Consider the following 14,791-nt stretch of genomic DNA (forward strand, 5'->3'; position numbering starts at 1 on the left):
GGCTCCGGAAGACGGTTGTTGCGCACGTATTCGGTGAACGCACTATGGCGACGCAGGGGCGTCTTATGAGCTTGCTGTCACCCTTTGACGTGGTGATATGGATGACGGATGGCTGGCCACTGTATGAATCCCGCCTGAAGGGAAAGCTGCACGTAATCAGCAAGCGATATACGCAGCGAATTGAGCGGCATAACCTGAATCTGAGGCAGCACCTGGCACGGCTGGGACGGAAGTCGCTGTCGTTCTCAAAATCGGTGGAGCTGCATGACAAAGTCATCGGGCATTATCTGAACATAAAACACTATCAATAAGTTGGAGTCATTACCGAAAGTTCCACAGATTGGTGCAAAACATCCCGCATAAAACGGGAACGACACCTCGCCAGCCAAAGATAAACAAGATTGACAGCATTACGCACAGTGGCATCCACGCCAGAAAGATATAACTGGAATGGATAATGGCAAGTGGCGAAATAAAACGGGATAGCTGAATAAGTACCACGGTGAGCGTAAACGCTAGTGTGAATATCTTGATATTTTTTATCAGGTTATGCTCCACAAACATGAGTACACTACTCTCACTGATCGGGGTTTTCAGGCACACAAATAATAAGTTTATTCGCATCGCGAAGCAAACAGGGGGCCAGCCTGTTGCCGATTTTTCATCCAATGATGCTTTCACCAGGCGGCACTAACCCGGACGTAGACTGTATTACAAAAGCGGCAAAAAGCAGAGACAAAAAACCCCCGCTTTGCAGCGAGGGTTGGAAATTTGGTGGAGCTAAGCGGGATCGAACCGCTGACCTCTTGCATGCCATGCAAGCGCTCTCCCAGCTGAGCTATAGCCCCGTCACGTAAAGCTTGTTGAGTTGACGGGCGGCATCATATGAATTCCGCCCGAATGTGTCAACGGCAAATTGCAACGTGTAGTTTCAATCGCTGAAAAATCAGGCAAATGAACAATTTTGGAAAACCGCTCGCATTCAGTAGTTATTCATGTCACGGTTTCCTGTAAAGTGGTGTTATAAAATGAACTACTAATAGACCCACATACATTCAGGGAATTGTTATGTTCAAGGAGAGGATGACACCAGATGAACTTGCCAGACTGACCGGCTATAGCCGCCAGACCATTAATAAATGGGTACGCAAGGAAGGCTGGACAACGTCACCAAAACCTGGCGTCCAGGGTGGCAAAGCCCGACTGGTTCACGTCAATGAACAGGTTCGTGAATATATTCGCAATGCTGAACGTCCAGAAGGTCAGGGAGAAGCGCCTGCCCTTTCTGGTGATGCGCCGCTTGAAGTATTGCTGGTGACACTGGCGAAAGAGATGACGCCAGTTGAACAAAAACAGTTTACATCCTTGCTTCTGCGGGAAGGGATTATCGGATTGTTACAAGGCTTAGGGATTCGCGATAGCAAATAATATGAAAAGATTACGCAATAAAATGACCACCGAAGAACTGGCTGAATGCCTCGGTGTGGCTAAACAAACTGTTAACCGTTGGATCAGAGAAAAAGGCTGGAAAACGGAAAAATTTCCCGGCGTGAAAGGCGGTCGTGCCAGACTTATTCTGGTCGATACGCAAGTTTGCGAGTTTATTCAGAACACGCCAGCCTTCCATAACACACCAATGTTGATGGAAGCTGAAGAGAGAATTGCTGAATACGCTCCTGGAGCACGCGCCCCGGCGTATCGACAAATCATCAACGCGATAGATAATATGACAGACATTGAGCAGGAAAAAGTCGCGCAATTTTTGTCACGTGAAGGAATTCGCAATTTCCTCGCCCGTCTCGATATTGACGAATCAGCATAAATAAAAAACGCAGGATATTATCTCCTGCCGTTTATCTTTTATGCGCTAATTACTGCTGGTTTTCGCGTTCAGCAATAAAAGCCAGCGCTTTGTTGATACGCTCGATACTGCGGGTCCTACCAATTGCGTGAACGGTAACATCCAGTGCCGGAGACTGCCCCGCACCGGTTACGGCGACACGCAGCGGCATACCAACTTTACCCATACCCACTTCCAGCTCATCCGCCGTCGCCTGAATAGCGTGATGAACGTTTTCAGCGGTCCAGTCAGTAATCGCGGCCAGTTTGTCACGAACCACTTCCAGCGGCTGACGCGCTACCGGACGCAGATGTTTTTTCGCGGCGTCGGCATCGAACTCAGCAAAATCTTCGTAGAAATAACGGCAGCTCTGTGCCATCTCTTTCAGCGTCTTGCAGCGTTCGCCCAGCAGTTTCACCAGATCAGCCAGCTGCGGGCCGTTACGGGTATCGATATTTTCCTGCTCAATGTGCCACTGTAAGTGAGTAGCAACATACTCCGGCGGCAGCGCGTTAATGTAGTGATGGTTCAGCCACAGCAGCTTGTCGGTGTTGAACGCACTGGCAGATTTGCTGACGGCATTCAGGGTGAAGTATTTGATCATCTCTTCACGAGTGAAGATTTCCTGATCGCCGTGGGACCAGCCCAGACGCACCAGATAGTTCAGCAGTGCTTCTGGCAAATAACCGTCATCACGATACTGCATTACGCTGACCGCCCCGTGACGTTTGGACAGTTTTTTACCGTCATCGCCGTTGATCATAGAAACGTGCGCGTAAACCGGCACCGGCGCTTTCAGGGCCTTAAGAATGTTGATCTGGCGTGGCGTGTTGTTGATATGGTCTTCGCCACGGATAACGTGGGTGATTTCCATATCCCAGTCATCGACAACCACACAGAAGTTATAGGTTGGGGAACCATCGGTACGGCGGATAATAAGATCGTCCAGTTCCTGGTTGCTGAACTCGATCGGACCACGGATCTGATCGTCAAAAACAACAGAACCTTCCTGCGGGTTAGCAAAACGTACAACGCACGGTTCATCATCAGCGTGATGCTCATGGCTGTGGCGGCAGCGACCGTCATAACGCGGCTTCTCACCTTTCGCCATTTGCTCTTCGCGCAGCGCTTCCAGGCGCTCTTTAGAGCAATAGCATTTATAAGCAGTGCCCTCTTCCAGCATCTGATCGATCACCGCGTTGTAGCGATCAAAACGTTTGGTCTGGTAGTACGGACCTTCATCCCACTCCAGGCTCAGCCAGTTCATGCCATCCATAATGGCTTCGATAGCTTCCGGCGTGGAACGCTCAAGATCGGTGTCTTCAATACGCAGCACGAACTCACCGCCGTGGTTACGTGCAAAAAGCCAGGAGTAAAGAGCAGTACGCGCGCCGCCAACGTGCAGATAGCCTGTTGGGCTTGGCGCGAAGCGAGTTTTGATTTTCATGAAATGGCCTTACGTTTAGAAAGATGCCGACAACCGGCAAATCCTGGAAAAATTGAGTGGGCGATATTCTATCACTCCCGCCTGATTCCTCAATGTAGTTCGGATTTCTACCTTACGCATTATTGTTTTCGTTGACAAATTGCGCAACACGGTCTGTTTTGCGATCATCTTGCTTAAATTTACGACGAACGAACAATTTCTTTAGAAAATGCGTTGACTCATTTTGAACTCTCCCTATAATGCGACTCCACACAGCGGGGGGTGATTAGCTCAGCTGGGAGAGCACCTCCCTTACAAGGAGGGGGTCGGCGGTTCGATCCCGTCATCACCCACCACTTCGGGTCGTTAGCTCAGTTGGTAGAGCAGTTGACTTTTAATCAATTGGTCGCAGGTTCGAATCCTGCACGACCCACCAATGTAAAAAAGCGCCCTAAAGGCGCTTTTTTACTATCTGCGATTTGTAAGATTGATTTTTCTTCTCAAGTTCCTTGTTCTTCTACCGATATTACCTCGTACAGTGACGAGGACTGAACAATGGCCACTATCTCTTCAACTTCAATTCCTTCCATACAAACACAGAGTAGTAACAGGGCATCACAAGGTAGCGATGTTGCTTCACAAATCGCGCGGATAAGTCAGCAAATCATCAAACTCACTCAACAAATTAAAGAGATTGTAGACACTAGCGGCAGTGCTGAAGACAAGCAAAAACAGGCCGAATTGATTCAACAGCAAATCACCCTACTGGAAACACAACTGGCGCAGTTGCAGAAACAGCAGGCAGAAAAGGCGCAGGAGAAAGAGCAGCGTTTGTCTCTGAATGTATCCCTTCTAAATCCTGTTGAAAAAACGACTCATATCGATATCTATATCTGATACAACGGATCCCCTTCCCGACCAGCCATTAGCGCATTGCCCTGGTCTCGTACCACGTCCCATAACGCTTCAGCGGCGGTGGAAAGTGAACGGTTCTTCCTGCGCACCAGCATCAACTGGCGTTCAACAACCGGCGTAATGCGCTTTACCACCAGTGGGCTACCTTCAGGCAATGGTAGCGCCAGTGCGGGAAGAATACTGATGCCGATGCCTGCGGCTACCATCGGGAACAGCGTCGCCGGATGTCCAATCTCCTGCACAATATTCGCCTGAATACCATTGCGCGCCAGCGCTGCGTCAATCAGCGGTCGGCTGCCTGACGCGTAATCCTGCAACACCAATTTCGCTCCCTGTAATGCCTGCCAGGGTACATAATCTTCCACGGCCAAAGCGCTATCGCGATGGCAAAGCAGAAAGAAAGGCTCGGAAAGAATCGCTTCACATTGCAGATCGCCCACTGGGCCTGGATCGATGACGATGCCAAAGTCGACATCTCCCTGGCGAATACTTTCCATCACCCACTGCTGCGGACGATCGTGCAGGACAAACTGAATATCTGGATAGCGGCGATGGCTTTCAGCAATGCATTGCGGAATAAGATGCGCGGAAATGGTCTGGCTGGCAGCGACCCGAACTTTTCCGCTCAGTTGTTGCCCCATACGCCCGGTATCGCGCAACGTGCTGTTAAGTTCATCCAGCAGTCGCTCAAGACGCAAAGCCAACTGCTGCCCTGCATCTGTAAGCACCACTTCACGCGTGGTTCTGTCCAGCAGGCGAACACCAGTATGATTTTCCAGCTCCTTCACACTGTGACTTACTGCCGACTGGCTCAAGCCGATACGCTCTCCTGCACGACTAAAACTTTTCTCCTGCGCTACTGTGACGAAAACCTTTAATTGTTTTAAAGAATAATTCATCTGTTTTCTTCATGAATGGATGCAATAAATCAATTTTATTTCTCAAACTGGAAGAAGCACAATAGAACCATCGATCATCTGGAGTCTTTATGAAACTTTTTCGTATCCTCGATCCTTTCACCTTAACCCTGATCACGGTGGTGTTGCTGGCCTCTTTCTTTCCGGCCAGAGGCGATTTCGTCCCCTTCTTTGAAAATCTGACCACCGCAGCTATTGCCCTGCTGTTCTTTATGCACGGCGCGAAGTTGTCGCGTGAGGCGATTATTGCTGGCGGTGGTCACTGGCGACTGCATTTGTGGGTAATGTGCAGCACCTTCGTGCTGTTTCCGATTCTGGGTGTACTGTTTGCCTGGTGGAAACCGGTAAATGTCGACCCGATGCTCTACTCCGGTTTTCTCTACTTGTGCACTCTCCCGGCTACCGTGCAGTCTGCAATCGCCTTCACGTCAATGGCGGGCGGTAACGTCGCGGCGGCGGTTTGTTCTGCGTCAGCATCCAGCCTGCTGGGGATTTTCCTTTCACCATTGCTGGTTGGTCTGGTGATGAATGTTCACGGTGCAGGGGGCAGCCTTGAGCAGGTCGGTAAAATTATGCTGCAACTGCTGCTGCCGTTTGTGTTGGGGCATCTTTCCCGGCCGTGGATTGGTGACTGGGTGTCGCGCAATAAAAAATGGATTGCGAAAACTGACCAGACGTCCATTCTGTTGGTGGTTTATACAGCGTTCAGCGAAGCCGTCGTTAATGGTATCTGGCATAAAGTTGGCTGGGGATCATTGCTGTTTATCGTGGTGGTCAGCTGCGTTCTTCTGGCTATCGTGATTGTAGTTAACGTCTTTATGGCACGCCGACTGGGCTTCAATAAGGCAGATGAAATTACTATCGTCTTTTGTGGTTCGAAAAAGAGTCTGGCAAATGGCATCCCGATGGCAAACATTCTGTTCCCCACATCGGTGATCGGTATGATGGTGCTGCCCCTGATGATTTTCCATCAGATCCAATTGATGGTCTGTGCGGTGCTGGCGCGTCGATACAAACGCCAGACCGAACAGTTACAGGCGCAGCAGGAAAGCAGCGCCGATAAAGCTTAAAGCGGACGCTTCAGGGGCTGGACCAGTTGCGTCAGCCCCTCGGTTTTAATCAGCAGCGTGATTTGCATTAGCTCACCGAGCTTCCCTGCCGGGAACTCATCTTTGCGGGCAAACCACAGCAGATACTCCTCCGGCAGGTCGATTAAGCGACGCCCTTTGTATTTGCCAAACGGCATTATCGTATTGGCTATTTCAATCAGCTGCTCTTTTTCCATCTCAGCTACCCAGCAAACGCAGCATTTCCGCTTCGTCGATGACTTCAATGCCCAGTTCCTGCGCCTTCGCCAGTTTAGATCCTGCAGCTTCACCCGCAATCACCAGATCGGTTTTCTTCGACACGCTGCCCGCGACTTTCGCGCCCAGTTCGACCAGTCGAGCTTTAGCGTCATCACGCGACATCTGGCTTAAGCTGCCCGTAAGCACCACGGTTTTACCAGCAAACGGGCTGTCAATCTCTTCCGCGTTGATAACGATCGGCGCAGGCCAGTGAACACCTTCCGCCAACAGCTCGCTGATGACATTGCGGTTGCTTTCTTCGGCAAAGAAGTTGTGAACGTGGGATGCAACGACAATGCCAACATCAGGCACCTTTTGCAGCTCTTCAATCGAAGCGGCTTCCAGCGCTTCCAGCGTGCCGAAATATGCCGCCAGACCTGCTGCGGTGGCCTCGCCGACTTCACGGATGCCAAGTGCATAGAGGAAGCGAGCAAAGGTGGTTTCTTTCGCTTTTTCCAGCGCGTTAACCACGTTTTGTGCCGATTTTGGCCCCATACGCTCCAGTCCGGTCAGTTTGCCTGCGGTGAGTTTGAACAGATCTGCCGGAGTGTGGACATATTCTTTTTCAACCAGCTGATCGATGATTTTGTCGCCCATTCCGTCAACATCCATAGCACGGCGGGAAACAAAGTGTTTCAGCGACTCTTTACGCTGCGCACCGCAAATCAGGCCACCGGTACAGCGGGCAACCGCTTCACCTTCCACACGCTCAACGTCAGAACCACATACCGGACAATGCGTCGGGAATACAACCTCACGGGTATCTTCCGGGCGTTCAGAAAGCACGACGTTAACCACCTGCGGGATCACGTCGCCAGCGCGGCGAATCACCACTTTATCGCCAATGCGTAAACCAAGACGTTCGATTTCATCCGCATTGTGTAAGGTTGCGTTACTCACCAGCACGCCAGCAACATGGACAGGTTCCAGACGCGCAACAGGCGTAATCGCGCCAGTACGCCCAACCTGAAACTCGACGTCACGCACAAAGGTCATCTGCTCCTGCGCCGGGAATTTAAACGCTACCGCCCAGCGCGGGGCACGCGCAACAAAGCCAAGCTGCTCCTGCTGTTCCAGTGAGTTGACCTTAATCACCACGCCGTCGATATCAAAGCCCAGCGTCGGGCGGTCTTCTTCCACTTTGTGATAGAACGCCAGCACTTCTTCCGCCGATTCACAAAGCGTTACCCGATCGCTGACCGGCAACCCCCACTTTTTAAATTGCAGTAAACGGCCAAGATGAGTATCCGGCAGCTCGCCACCTTCCAGAACACCAACGCCATAGCAGAAAAAAGTGAGCGGTCGCTTCGCTGTAATACGCGGATCAAGCTGACGCAGTGAACCAGCTGCCGCATTACGTGGGTTAGCAAAAACTTTCCCGCCCGTGCGTCGCGCATCTTCGTTAATCTTTTCGAACCCCGCCTGCGGCAGGAACACTTCACCACGCACTTCCAGACGCGCCGGGATATTCTCTCCATGCAGCTTCAGCGGAATGGCGCGAATAGTACGCACATTAGACGTGATATCTTCCCCGGTGGTGCCATCGCCACGGGTCGCGGCACTGACTAAAACGCCATTTTCATACAGAATACTGACGGCAAGGCCATCCAGCTTCAGCTCACAGCACCAGGTGACTTTCTCGTTGTTTTTCAGACGGTCCTGCACACGTTTGTTGAAAGCAAGAAAGCTTTCTTCATCAAAAACGTTATCCAGTGACAGCATTGGTACTTCATGGCGTATCTGGCTGAAAGCCGCCAGCGGCGCAGCACCTACACGTTGGGTAGGCGAATCAGGCGTAATCAGTTCTGGATGTTTAGTTTCCAGCTCGCGCAGTTCGCGCATCAGCCTGTCGTATTCAGCGTCGGGAATTTCCGGCGCATCCATCACATGATAAAGAGATTCATGATGGCGAAGCGTCATTCGCAGTTCTGTCAGTTGTTGTTCGATTGATTCCATATCGCACCATCAATGCTAAAAACCCCCGACAAGCGGGGGTTCGAAGAGGAGTTAATTTGCCTTAAGTGTATCAGGCGTTGGCGTCTTTGACTTCGCGGATGATGTCCTGGTACTCGCGCAATTTCTGCGGAGTCATCATACGGCGCTGATCGTCAAGCACGACACCGCCCACTTCATCGGCAATATGCTGCGCAGATTGCAGCATCAGCTTGAAGTTCTGCAGCTCGTCACCGTAAGACGGTACCTGCATAAAGATAGTGACACCCGGAGTAGTGAAATCCTTCATTTCAGGATCAAAGGTTCCCGGTTTCACCATATTCGCCAGGCTGAATAACGCCGGGCCGCTGCCATCCGGGCTAAGATGACGATGGTAAATATTCATATCGCCAAAAATGAAGCCCGCTTGTTGAATGCTGTTAAGAAGCAGTTCACCGTTTAGCTCGCTACCGTGATGCGCCGCGACGTTCATGATAATCACCGCTTCTTTGCGCTTCGGTTTATCCATAACTGGAGCCGGTTCCGCTACAGGCTCAGGCTGTGGTGCCGCTACGGGTTCTGCAGGCTGGAAAGCCTGTTGTGCCGGTTGCGGTGCTGAATGCACAGGCTGCGGCGCTGGCGCGACCTGTGGCGAAACTGGCTGCTGCAACGGCTGTTCAGGCTGCGGCTGATAGGCAGGCTGCTGCACCGGCTGCGCTGGACGCGGAGCATGTTGCGGCGGTACCTGCGCTTCAGGCGGCTGCTGGACCGGTTGACGCGGCTGCGCAGACGCATAAGGCGGTTGGTACTGGTGTTGCGGCGACGGACGAGCAGCCTCATGCTCCTGAGCGTTAGCCGGGGCATGATTCACGCGGTGAACACGAACCTCACCAACGCCCTCATCATCTTCGACATCCTCGTCATAATAATCGTCGTCACGTTTTGACTTCATTCGTTTTAATGGCCGATCGCGGAACATAGAAGATCGTTCTTTACGGCTGGTCCAGAAACCATGTACCAGTAAAGCGATTATGGCGATCGCGCCAACAATGATTAATATCAGACGCAAATCCTGCATCATTATATTCTCTGTTGTTCTAACACCTTGCCACCACGGCAAACATTTACTCACTAAGAGTATTTGCCGATTACCTCAAGTGCAAGTGCACTATTAACTTTCACAGCACAAAGATAGATGAAATCGTGCTTTTTGCTGTTTTTTCGAACATATCCTAACTGTCCATTGCGCAATTACCCGGTAAAATACGCAGAATTTTCCTGGGATTGGTCAAAAGGAGCTCATCCTGATTATGGTTTCATCATTCACATCTGCCCCACGCAGCGGTTTTTACTATTTTGCGCAAGGCTGGAAGCTCGTCTCGCAACCTGGGATTCGGCGTTTCGTTATTTTACCGCTGCTGGTCAATATTTTGTTGATGGGGGGCGCATTCTGGTGGCTCTTTACACAGCTCGATGTCTGGATCCCGACTCTCATGAGTTACGTTCCGGACTGGCTACAATGGCTGAGTTATCTGTTGTGGCCTCTGGCTGTCATCTCTGTGCTGTTAGTGTTTGGCTATTTCTTCTCCACGATTGCTAACTGGATTGCCGCTCCGTTTAACGGTTTATTGGCTGAACAACTGGAAGCACGATTGACTGGCGCTACACCGCCAGATACCGGGATTTTCGGTATCATGAAAGATGTGCCGCGAATCATGAAACGCGAATGGCAAAAATTTGCCTGGTATCTGCCGCGCGCAATTGTATTACTAATTCTTTACTTCATCCCTGGTATTGGGCAAACCGTCGCGCCGGTACTGTGGTTCCTGTTTAGCGCCTGGATGTTAGCCATCCAGTATTGCGATTACCCCTTCGATAACCACAAAGTGCCGTTTAAAGAGATGCGCACCGCCCTGCGCACACGCAAAATCACCAATATGCAGTTTGGTGCTTTAACCAGCCTGTTTACGATGATCCCGCTGCTTAATCTGTTCATCATGCCCGTTGCCGTTTGTGGCGCGACGGCGATGTGGGTCGATTGCTATCGCGATAAACACGCGATGTGGCGGTAACAATCTACCGGTTATTTTGTAAACCGTTTGTGTGAAACAGGGGTGGCTTATGCCGCCCCTTATTCCATCTTGCATGTCATTATTTCCCTTCTGTATATAGATATGCTAAATCCTTACTTCCGCATATTCTCTGAGCGGGTATGCTACCTGTTGTATCCCAATTTCATACAGTTAAGGACAGGCCATGAGTAAGATTTTTGAAGATAACTCGCTGACTATCGGTCACACGCCGCTGGTTCGCCTGAATCGCATCGGTAACGGACGCATTCTGGCGAAGGTGGAATCTCGTAACCCCAGCTTCAGCGTTAAGTGCCGTATCGGTGCCAACATGATTTGGGATGCCGAAAAGCGCGGCGTGCTGAAACCAGGCGTTGAACTGGTTGAACCGACCAGCGGTAATACCGGGATTGCACTGGCCTATGTAGCTGCCGCTCGCGGTTACAAACTCACCCTGACCATGCCAGAAACCATGAGTATTGAACGCCGCAAGCTGCTGAAAGCGTTAGGTGCAAACCTGGTGCTGACGGAAGGTGCTAAAGGCATGAAAGGCGCAATCCAAAAAGCAGAAGAAATTGTCGCCAGCAATCCAGAGAAATACCTGCTGCTGCAACAATTCAGCAATCCGGCAAACCCTGAAATTCACGAAAAAACCACCGGTCCGGAGATCTGGGAAGATACCGACGGTCAGGTTGATGTATTTATTGCTGGCGTTGGGACTGGCGGTACGCTGACTGGCGTCAGCCGCTACATTAAAGGCACCAAAGGCAAGACCGATCTTATCTCTGTCGCCGTTGAGCCAACCGATTCTCCAGTTATCGCCCAGGCGCTGGCAGGTGAAGAGATTAAACCTGGCCCGCATAAAATTCAGGGTATTGGCGCTGGTTTTATCCCGGCTAACCTCGATCTCAAGCTGGTCGATAAAGTCATTGGCATCACCAATGAAGAAGCCATTTCTACCGCCCGTCGTCTAATGGAAGAAGAAGGTATTCTTGCAGGTATCTCTTCTGGAGCAGCTGTTGCCGCGGCGTTGAAACTACAAGAAGATGAAAGCTTTACCAACAAGAATATTGTGGTTATTCTACCATCATCGGGTGAGCGTTATTTAAGCACCGCATTGTTTGCCGATCTCTTCACTGAGAAAGAATTGCAACAGTAATGCCAGCTTGTTAAAAATGCGTAAAAAAGCACCTTTTTAGGTGCTTTTTTGTGGCCTGCTTCAAACTTTCGCCCCTCCTGGCATTGATTCAGCCTGTCGGAACTGGTATTTAACCAGACTAATTATTTTGATGCGCGAAATTAATCGTTACAGGAAAAGCCAAAGCTGAATCGATTTTATGATTTGGTTCAATTCTTCCTTTAGCGGCATAATGTTTAATGACGTACGAAACGTCAGCGGTCAACACCCGCCAGCAATGGACTGTATTGCGCTCTTCGTGCGTCGCGTCTATTAAAAACTGGCGCTAACAATACAGGCTAAAGTCGAACCGCCAGGCTAGACTTTAGTTCCACAACACTAAACCTATAAGTTGGGGAAATACAATGTTCCAGCAAGAAGTTACCATTACAGCTCCGAACGGTCTGCACACCCGCCCTGCTGCCCAGTTTGTAAAAGAAGCTAAGGGCTTCACTTCTGAAATTACTGTGACTTCCAACGGCAAAAGCGCCAGCGCGAAAAGCCTGTTTAAACTGCAGACTCTGGGCCTGACTCAAGGTACCGTTGTGACTATCTCCGCAGAAGGCGAAGACGAGCAAAAAGCGGTTGAACATCTGGTTAAACTGATGGCGGAACTCGAGTAATTTCCCGGGTTCTTTTAAAAATCAGTCACAAGTAAGGTAGGGTTATGATTTCAGGCATTTTAGCATCCCCGGGTATCGCTTTCGGTAAAGCTCTGCTTCTGAAAGAAGACGAAATTGTCATTGACCGGAAAAAAATTTCTGCCGACCAGGTTGATCAGGAAGTTGTACGTTTTCTGAGCGGTCGTGCCAAGGCATCAGCCCAGCTGGAAACGATCAAAACGAAAGCTGGTGAAACGTTCGGTGAAGAAAAAGAAGCCATCTTTGAAGGGCATATTATGCTGCTCGAAGATGAGGAGCTGGAGCAGGAAATCATAGCCCTGATTAAAGATAAACACATGACAGCTGACGCAGCTGCTCATGAAGTTATCGAAGGTCAGGCTTCTGCCCTGGAAGAGCTGGATGATGAATACCTGAAAGAACGTGCGGCTGACGTACGTGATATCGGTAAGCGCCTGCTGCGCAACATCCTGGGCCTGAAGATTATCGACCTGAGCGCCATTCAGGATGAAGTCATTCTGGTTGCCGCTGACCTGACGCCGTCCGAAACCGCACAGCTGAACCTGAAGAAGGTGCTGGGTTTCATCACCGACGCGGGTGGCCGTACTTCCCACACCTCTATCATGGCGCGTTCTCTGGAACTGCCTGCTATCGTGGGTACCGGTAGCGTCACCTCTCAGGTGAAAAATGACGACTATCTGATTCTGGATGCCGTAAATAATCAGGTTTACGTCAATCCAACCAACGAAGTTATTGATAAAATGCGCGCTGTTCAGGAGCAAGTGGCTTCTGAAAAAGCAGAGCTTGCTAAACTGAAAGATCTGCCAGCTATTACGCTGGACGGTCACCAGGTAGAAGTATGCGCTAACATTGGTACGGTTCGTGACGTTGAAGGTGCAGAGCGTAACGGCGCTGAAGGCGTTGGTCTGTATCGTACTGAGTTCCTATTCATGGACCGCGACGCGCTGCCCACTGAAGAAGAACAGTTTGCTGCTTACAAAGCAGTGGCTGAAGCGTGTGGCTCGCAGGCGGTTATCGTTCGTACCATGGACATCGGCGGCGACAAAGAGCTGCCATACATGAACTTCCCGAAAGAAGAGAACCCGTTCCTCGGCTGGCGCGCTATCCGTATCGCGATGGATCGTAAAGAGATCCTGCGCGATCAGCTCCGCGCTATCCTGCGTGCCTCGGCTTTCGGTAAATTGCGCATTATGTTCCCGATGATCATCTCTGTTGAAGAAGTGCGTGCACTGCGCAAAGAGATCGAAATCTACAAACAGGAACTGCGCGACGAAGGTAAAGCGTTTGACGAGTCAATTGAAATCGGCGTAATGGTGGAAACACCGGCTGCCGCAACAATTGCACGTCATTTAGCCAAAGAAGTTGATTTCTTTAGTATCGGCACCAATGATTTAACGCAGTACACTCTGGCAGTTGACCGTGGTAATGATATGATTTCACACCTTTACCAGCCAATGTCACCGTCCGTGCTGAACTTGATCAAGCAAGTTATTGATGCTTCTCATGCTGAAGGCAAATGGACTGGCATGTGTGGTGAGCTTGCTGGCGATGAACGTGCTACACTTCTGTTGCTGGGGATGGGTCTGGACGAATTCTCTATGAGCGCCATTTCTATCCCGCGCATTAAGAAGATTATCCGTAACACGAACTTCGAAGATGCGAAGGTGTTAGCAGAGCAGGCTCTTGCTCAACCGACAACGGACGAGTTAATGACGCTGGTTAACAAGTTCATTGAAGAAAAAACAATCTGCTAATCCACGAGATGCGGCCCAATTTACTGCTTAGGAGAAGATCATGGGTTTGTTCGATAAACTGAAATCTCTGGTTTCCGACGACAAGAAGGATACCGGAACTATTGAGATCATTGCTCCGCTCTCTGGCGAGATCGTCAATATCGAAGACGTGCCGGATGTCGTTTTTGCGGAAAAAATCGTTGGTGATGGTATTGCTATCAAACCAACGGGTAACAAAATGGTCGCGCCTGTAGACGGTACCATTGGTAAAATCTTTGAAACCAATCACGCGTTCTCTATCGAATCTGATAGCGGCGTTGAACTGTTCGTCCACTTCGGTATCGACACCGTTGAACTGAAAGGCGAAGGCTTCAAGCGTATTGCAGAAGAAGGTCAGCGCGTGAAAGTTGGCGATACTGTCATTGAATTTGATCTGCCGCTGCTGGAAGAGAAAGCCAAGTCTACCCTGACTCCGGTTGTTATCTCCAACATGGACGAAATCAAAGAACTGATCAAACTGCCCGGTAGCGTAACCGTGGGTGAAACCCCGGTTATCCGCATCAAGAAGTAATTCTTGCCGCAGTGAAAAATGGCGCCCATCGGCGTAATGCCGATCAGTTAAGGATCAGTTGACCGATCCAGTGGCTGTGTAAGAATCCGGAAACGCTCACTTGTTTCCGGATTTTTTTATGCACATTGGACAGGCTCTTGATCTGGTATCCCGTTACGATTCTCTGCGTAACCCACTGACTTCTCTGGGGGATTACCTCGACCCCGAACTCATCTCTCGTTGCC

Annotated in this window: 15 protein-coding genes, 3 tRNA genes and 2 pseudogenes; 13 read left to right on the plus strand and 7 right to left on the minus strand. The window is 50.3% G+C overall.

The window, feature by feature from the left end; translation table 11 throughout:
- Positions 1-311 (plus strand): annotated as a pseudogene (locus BFF42_RS26195) (IS1-like element IS1A family transposase); the annotation flags it as partial.
- Between the two features lie 16 nt (positions 312-327).
- Here the strand turns inward: BFF42_RS26195 and BFF42_RS26200 are convergent.
- Positions 328-564: pseudogene (locus BFF42_RS26200) on the minus strand (MASE1 domain-containing protein); the annotation flags it as partial.
- Positions 565-772: 208 nt separating this feature from the next.
- Positions 773-848, minus strand: a tRNA-Ala gene (locus tag BFF42_RS26205).
- Between the two features lie 220 nt (positions 849-1,068).
- Here BFF42_RS26205 and BFF42_RS26210 point away from each other — a divergent pair.
- Complete coding sequence (locus tag BFF42_RS26210; protein WP_000472020.1) at positions 1,069-1,428, plus strand: YfeC-like transcriptional regulator; 360 nt, start codon at positions 1,069-1,071, stop codon at positions 1,426-1,428.
- A 1-nt stretch (position 1,429) separates the two neighbouring features.
- On the plus strand, positions 1,430-1,822 hold the full coding sequence (locus tag BFF42_RS26215; protein WP_000826503.1) for a MerR family transcriptional regulator: 393 nt from the start codon (positions 1,430-1,432) through the stop codon (positions 1,820-1,822).
- A gap of 49 nt (positions 1,823-1,871) precedes the next feature.
- Here the strand turns inward: BFF42_RS26215 and gltX are convergent, their stop codons facing one another.
- Positions 1,872-3,287, minus strand: a complete 1,416-nt coding sequence (gltX, locus tag BFF42_RS26220; protein ID WP_000695657.1) for a glutamate--tRNA ligase — start codon at positions 3,285-3,287, stop codon at positions 1,872-1,874.
- Between the two features lie 259 nt (positions 3,288-3,546).
- Here gltX and BFF42_RS26225 point away from each other — a divergent pair.
- The 3 genes from BFF42_RS26225 (at position 3,547) to BFF42_RS26235 (ending at position 4,163) form a co-directional block, all read left to right on the plus strand.
- A tRNA-Val gene (locus BFF42_RS26225) sits at positions 3,547-3,622 on the plus strand.
- Positions 3,623-3,626: 4 nt separating this feature from the next.
- A tRNA-Lys gene (locus BFF42_RS26230) sits at positions 3,627-3,702 on the plus strand.
- Between the two features lie 119 nt (positions 3,703-3,821).
- Positions 3,822-4,163 (plus strand): FlxA-like family protein, encoded by a 342-nt coding sequence (locus BFF42_RS26235; RefSeq protein WP_000201413.1) that lies wholly within the window; start codon positions 3,822-3,824, stop codon positions 4,161-4,163.
- On the opposite strand, the gene BFF42_RS26240 is transcribed toward BFF42_RS26235, so the two are convergent.
- The gene (locus BFF42_RS26240) at positions 4,154-5,080 is read right to left on the minus strand and encodes a LysR family transcriptional regulator (protein WP_001109794.1); all 927 of its coding nucleotides are present in this window, start codon (positions 5,078-5,080) and stop codon (positions 4,154-4,156) included. The genes BFF42_RS26235 and BFF42_RS26240 overlap by 10 nt on opposite strands.
- Positions 5,081-5,169: 89 nt before the next feature.
- Between BFF42_RS26240 and BFF42_RS26245 the strand changes: the two genes are divergently transcribed.
- On the plus strand, positions 5,170-6,168 hold the full coding sequence (locus tag BFF42_RS26245) for a bile acid:sodium symporter family protein (protein ID WP_000765617.1): 999 nt from the start codon (positions 5,170-5,172) through the stop codon (positions 6,166-6,168).
- On the opposite strand, the gene BFF42_RS26250 is transcribed toward BFF42_RS26245, so the two are convergent.
- From BFF42_RS26250 to zipA, 3 genes are all read right to left on the minus strand, one after another.
- Positions 6,165-6,383, minus strand: a complete 219-nt coding sequence (locus BFF42_RS26250; protein ID WP_000410201.1) for a DUF3820 family protein — start codon at positions 6,381-6,383, stop codon at positions 6,165-6,167. The genes BFF42_RS26245 and BFF42_RS26250 overlap by 4 nt on opposite strands.
- A 1-nt stretch (position 6,384) precedes the next feature.
- On the minus strand, positions 6,385-8,400 hold the full coding sequence (gene ligA / locus BFF42_RS26255) for an NAD-dependent DNA ligase LigA (RefSeq protein WP_039059483.1): 2,016 nt from the start codon (positions 8,398-8,400) through the stop codon (positions 6,385-6,387).
- 70 nt (positions 8,401-8,470) lie between these two features.
- Positions 8,471-9,457, minus strand: coding sequence for a cell division protein ZipA (gene zipA / locus BFF42_RS26260; protein WP_005030504.1), 987 nt, complete (start codon positions 9,455-9,457; stop codon positions 8,471-8,473).
- Between the two features lie 229 nt (positions 9,458-9,686).
- Here zipA and cysZ point away from each other — a divergent pair, with 229 nt between their 5' ends.
- From cysZ to BFF42_RS28075, 6 genes are all read left to right on the plus strand, one after another.
- A complete protein-coding gene (gene cysZ, locus BFF42_RS26265; protein WP_000254839.1) occupies positions 9,687-10,448 on the plus strand; it encodes a sulfate transporter CysZ in 762 nt (253 codons plus the stop codon).
- 184 nt (positions 10,449-10,632) lie between these two features.
- Positions 10,633-11,604 carry a cysteine synthase A gene (cysK, locus tag BFF42_RS26270; RefSeq protein ID WP_000034402.1) on the plus strand — a complete coding sequence of 324 codons (972 nt, stop codon included), beginning with the start codon at positions 10,633-10,635 and terminating at the stop codon, positions 11,602-11,604.
- 383 nt (positions 11,605-11,987) lie between these two features.
- Positions 11,988-12,245, plus strand: coding sequence for a phosphocarrier protein Hpr (gene ptsH, locus BFF42_RS26275; protein ID WP_000487600.1), 258 nt, complete (start codon positions 11,988-11,990; stop codon positions 12,243-12,245).
- Between the two features lie 44 nt (positions 12,246-12,289).
- A complete protein-coding gene (ptsI, locus tag BFF42_RS26280; RefSeq protein ID WP_000623148.1) occupies positions 12,290-14,017 on the plus strand; it encodes a phosphoenolpyruvate-protein phosphotransferase PtsI in 1,728 nt (575 codons plus the stop codon).
- 40 nt (positions 14,018-14,057) lie between these two features.
- Positions 14,058-14,567 (plus strand): PTS glucose transporter subunit IIA, encoded by a 510-nt coding sequence (crr, locus tag BFF42_RS26285; RefSeq protein ID WP_000522245.1) that lies wholly within the window; start codon positions 14,058-14,060, stop codon positions 14,565-14,567.
- A gap of 100 nt (positions 14,568-14,667) precedes the next feature.
- The coding region (locus tag BFF42_RS28075; protein ID WP_227894989.1) for a hypothetical protein at positions 14,668-14,791 on the plus strand (124 nt) is incomplete at its 3' end.

It is taken from the genome of Shigella sp. FC1661 (assembly GCF_001712525.1).
Lineage (GTDB): Bacteria > Pseudomonadota > Gammaproteobacteria > Enterobacterales > Enterobacteriaceae > Escherichia > Escherichia coli.

Excerpts from the sequence above, each read along its gene's own strand:
- BFF42_RS26215 (WP_000826503.1), top strand. The coding sequence starts at position 1,430 with ATGAAAAGATTACGCAATAAAATGACCACCGAAGAACTGGCTGAATGC.
- crr (WP_000522245.1), top strand. The coding sequence starts at position 14,058 with ATGGGTTTGTTCGATAAACTGAAATCTCTGGTTTCCGACGACAAGAAG.
- ptsH (WP_000487600.1), top strand. The coding sequence starts at position 11,988 with ATGTTCCAGCAAGAAGTTACCATTACAGCTCCGAACGGTCTGCACACC.
- ptsI (WP_000623148.1), top strand. The coding sequence starts at position 12,290 with ATGATTTCAGGCATTTTAGCATCCCCGGGTATCGCTTTCGGTAAAGCT.
- BFF42_RS26250 (WP_000410201.1), bottom strand. The coding sequence starts at position 6,383 with ATGGAAAAAGAGCAGCTGATTGAAATAGCCAATACGATAATGCCGTTT.
- cysK (WP_000034402.1), top strand. The coding sequence starts at position 10,633 with ATGAGTAAGATTTTTGAAGATAACTCGCTGACTATCGGTCACACGCCG.
- BFF42_RS26210 (WP_000472020.1), top strand. The coding sequence starts at position 1,069 with ATGTTCAAGGAGAGGATGACACCAGATGAACTTGCCAGACTGACCGGC.
- cysZ (WP_000254839.1), top strand. The coding sequence starts at position 9,687 with ATGGTTTCATCATTCACATCTGCCCCACGCAGCGGTTTTTACTATTTT.
- ligA (WP_039059483.1), bottom strand. The coding sequence starts at position 8,400 with ATGGAATCAATCGAACAACAACTGACAGAACTGCGAATGACGCTTCGC.
- BFF42_RS26245 (WP_000765617.1), top strand. The coding sequence starts at position 5,170 with ATGAAACTTTTTCGTATCCTCGATCCTTTCACCTTAACCCTGATCACG.
- BFF42_RS26240 (WP_001109794.1), bottom strand. The coding sequence starts at position 5,080 with ATGAATTATTCTTTAAAACAATTAAAGGTTTTCGTCACAGTAGCGCAG.
- BFF42_RS26235 (WP_000201413.1), top strand. The coding sequence starts at position 3,822 with ATGGCCACTATCTCTTCAACTTCAATTCCTTCCATACAAACACAGAGT.
- gltX (WP_000695657.1), bottom strand. The coding sequence starts at position 3,287 with ATGAAAATCAAAACTCGCTTCGCGCCAAGCCCAACAGGCTATCTGCAC.
- zipA (WP_005030504.1), bottom strand. The coding sequence starts at position 9,457 with ATGATGCAGGATTTGCGTCTGATATTAATCATTGTTGGCGCGATCGCC.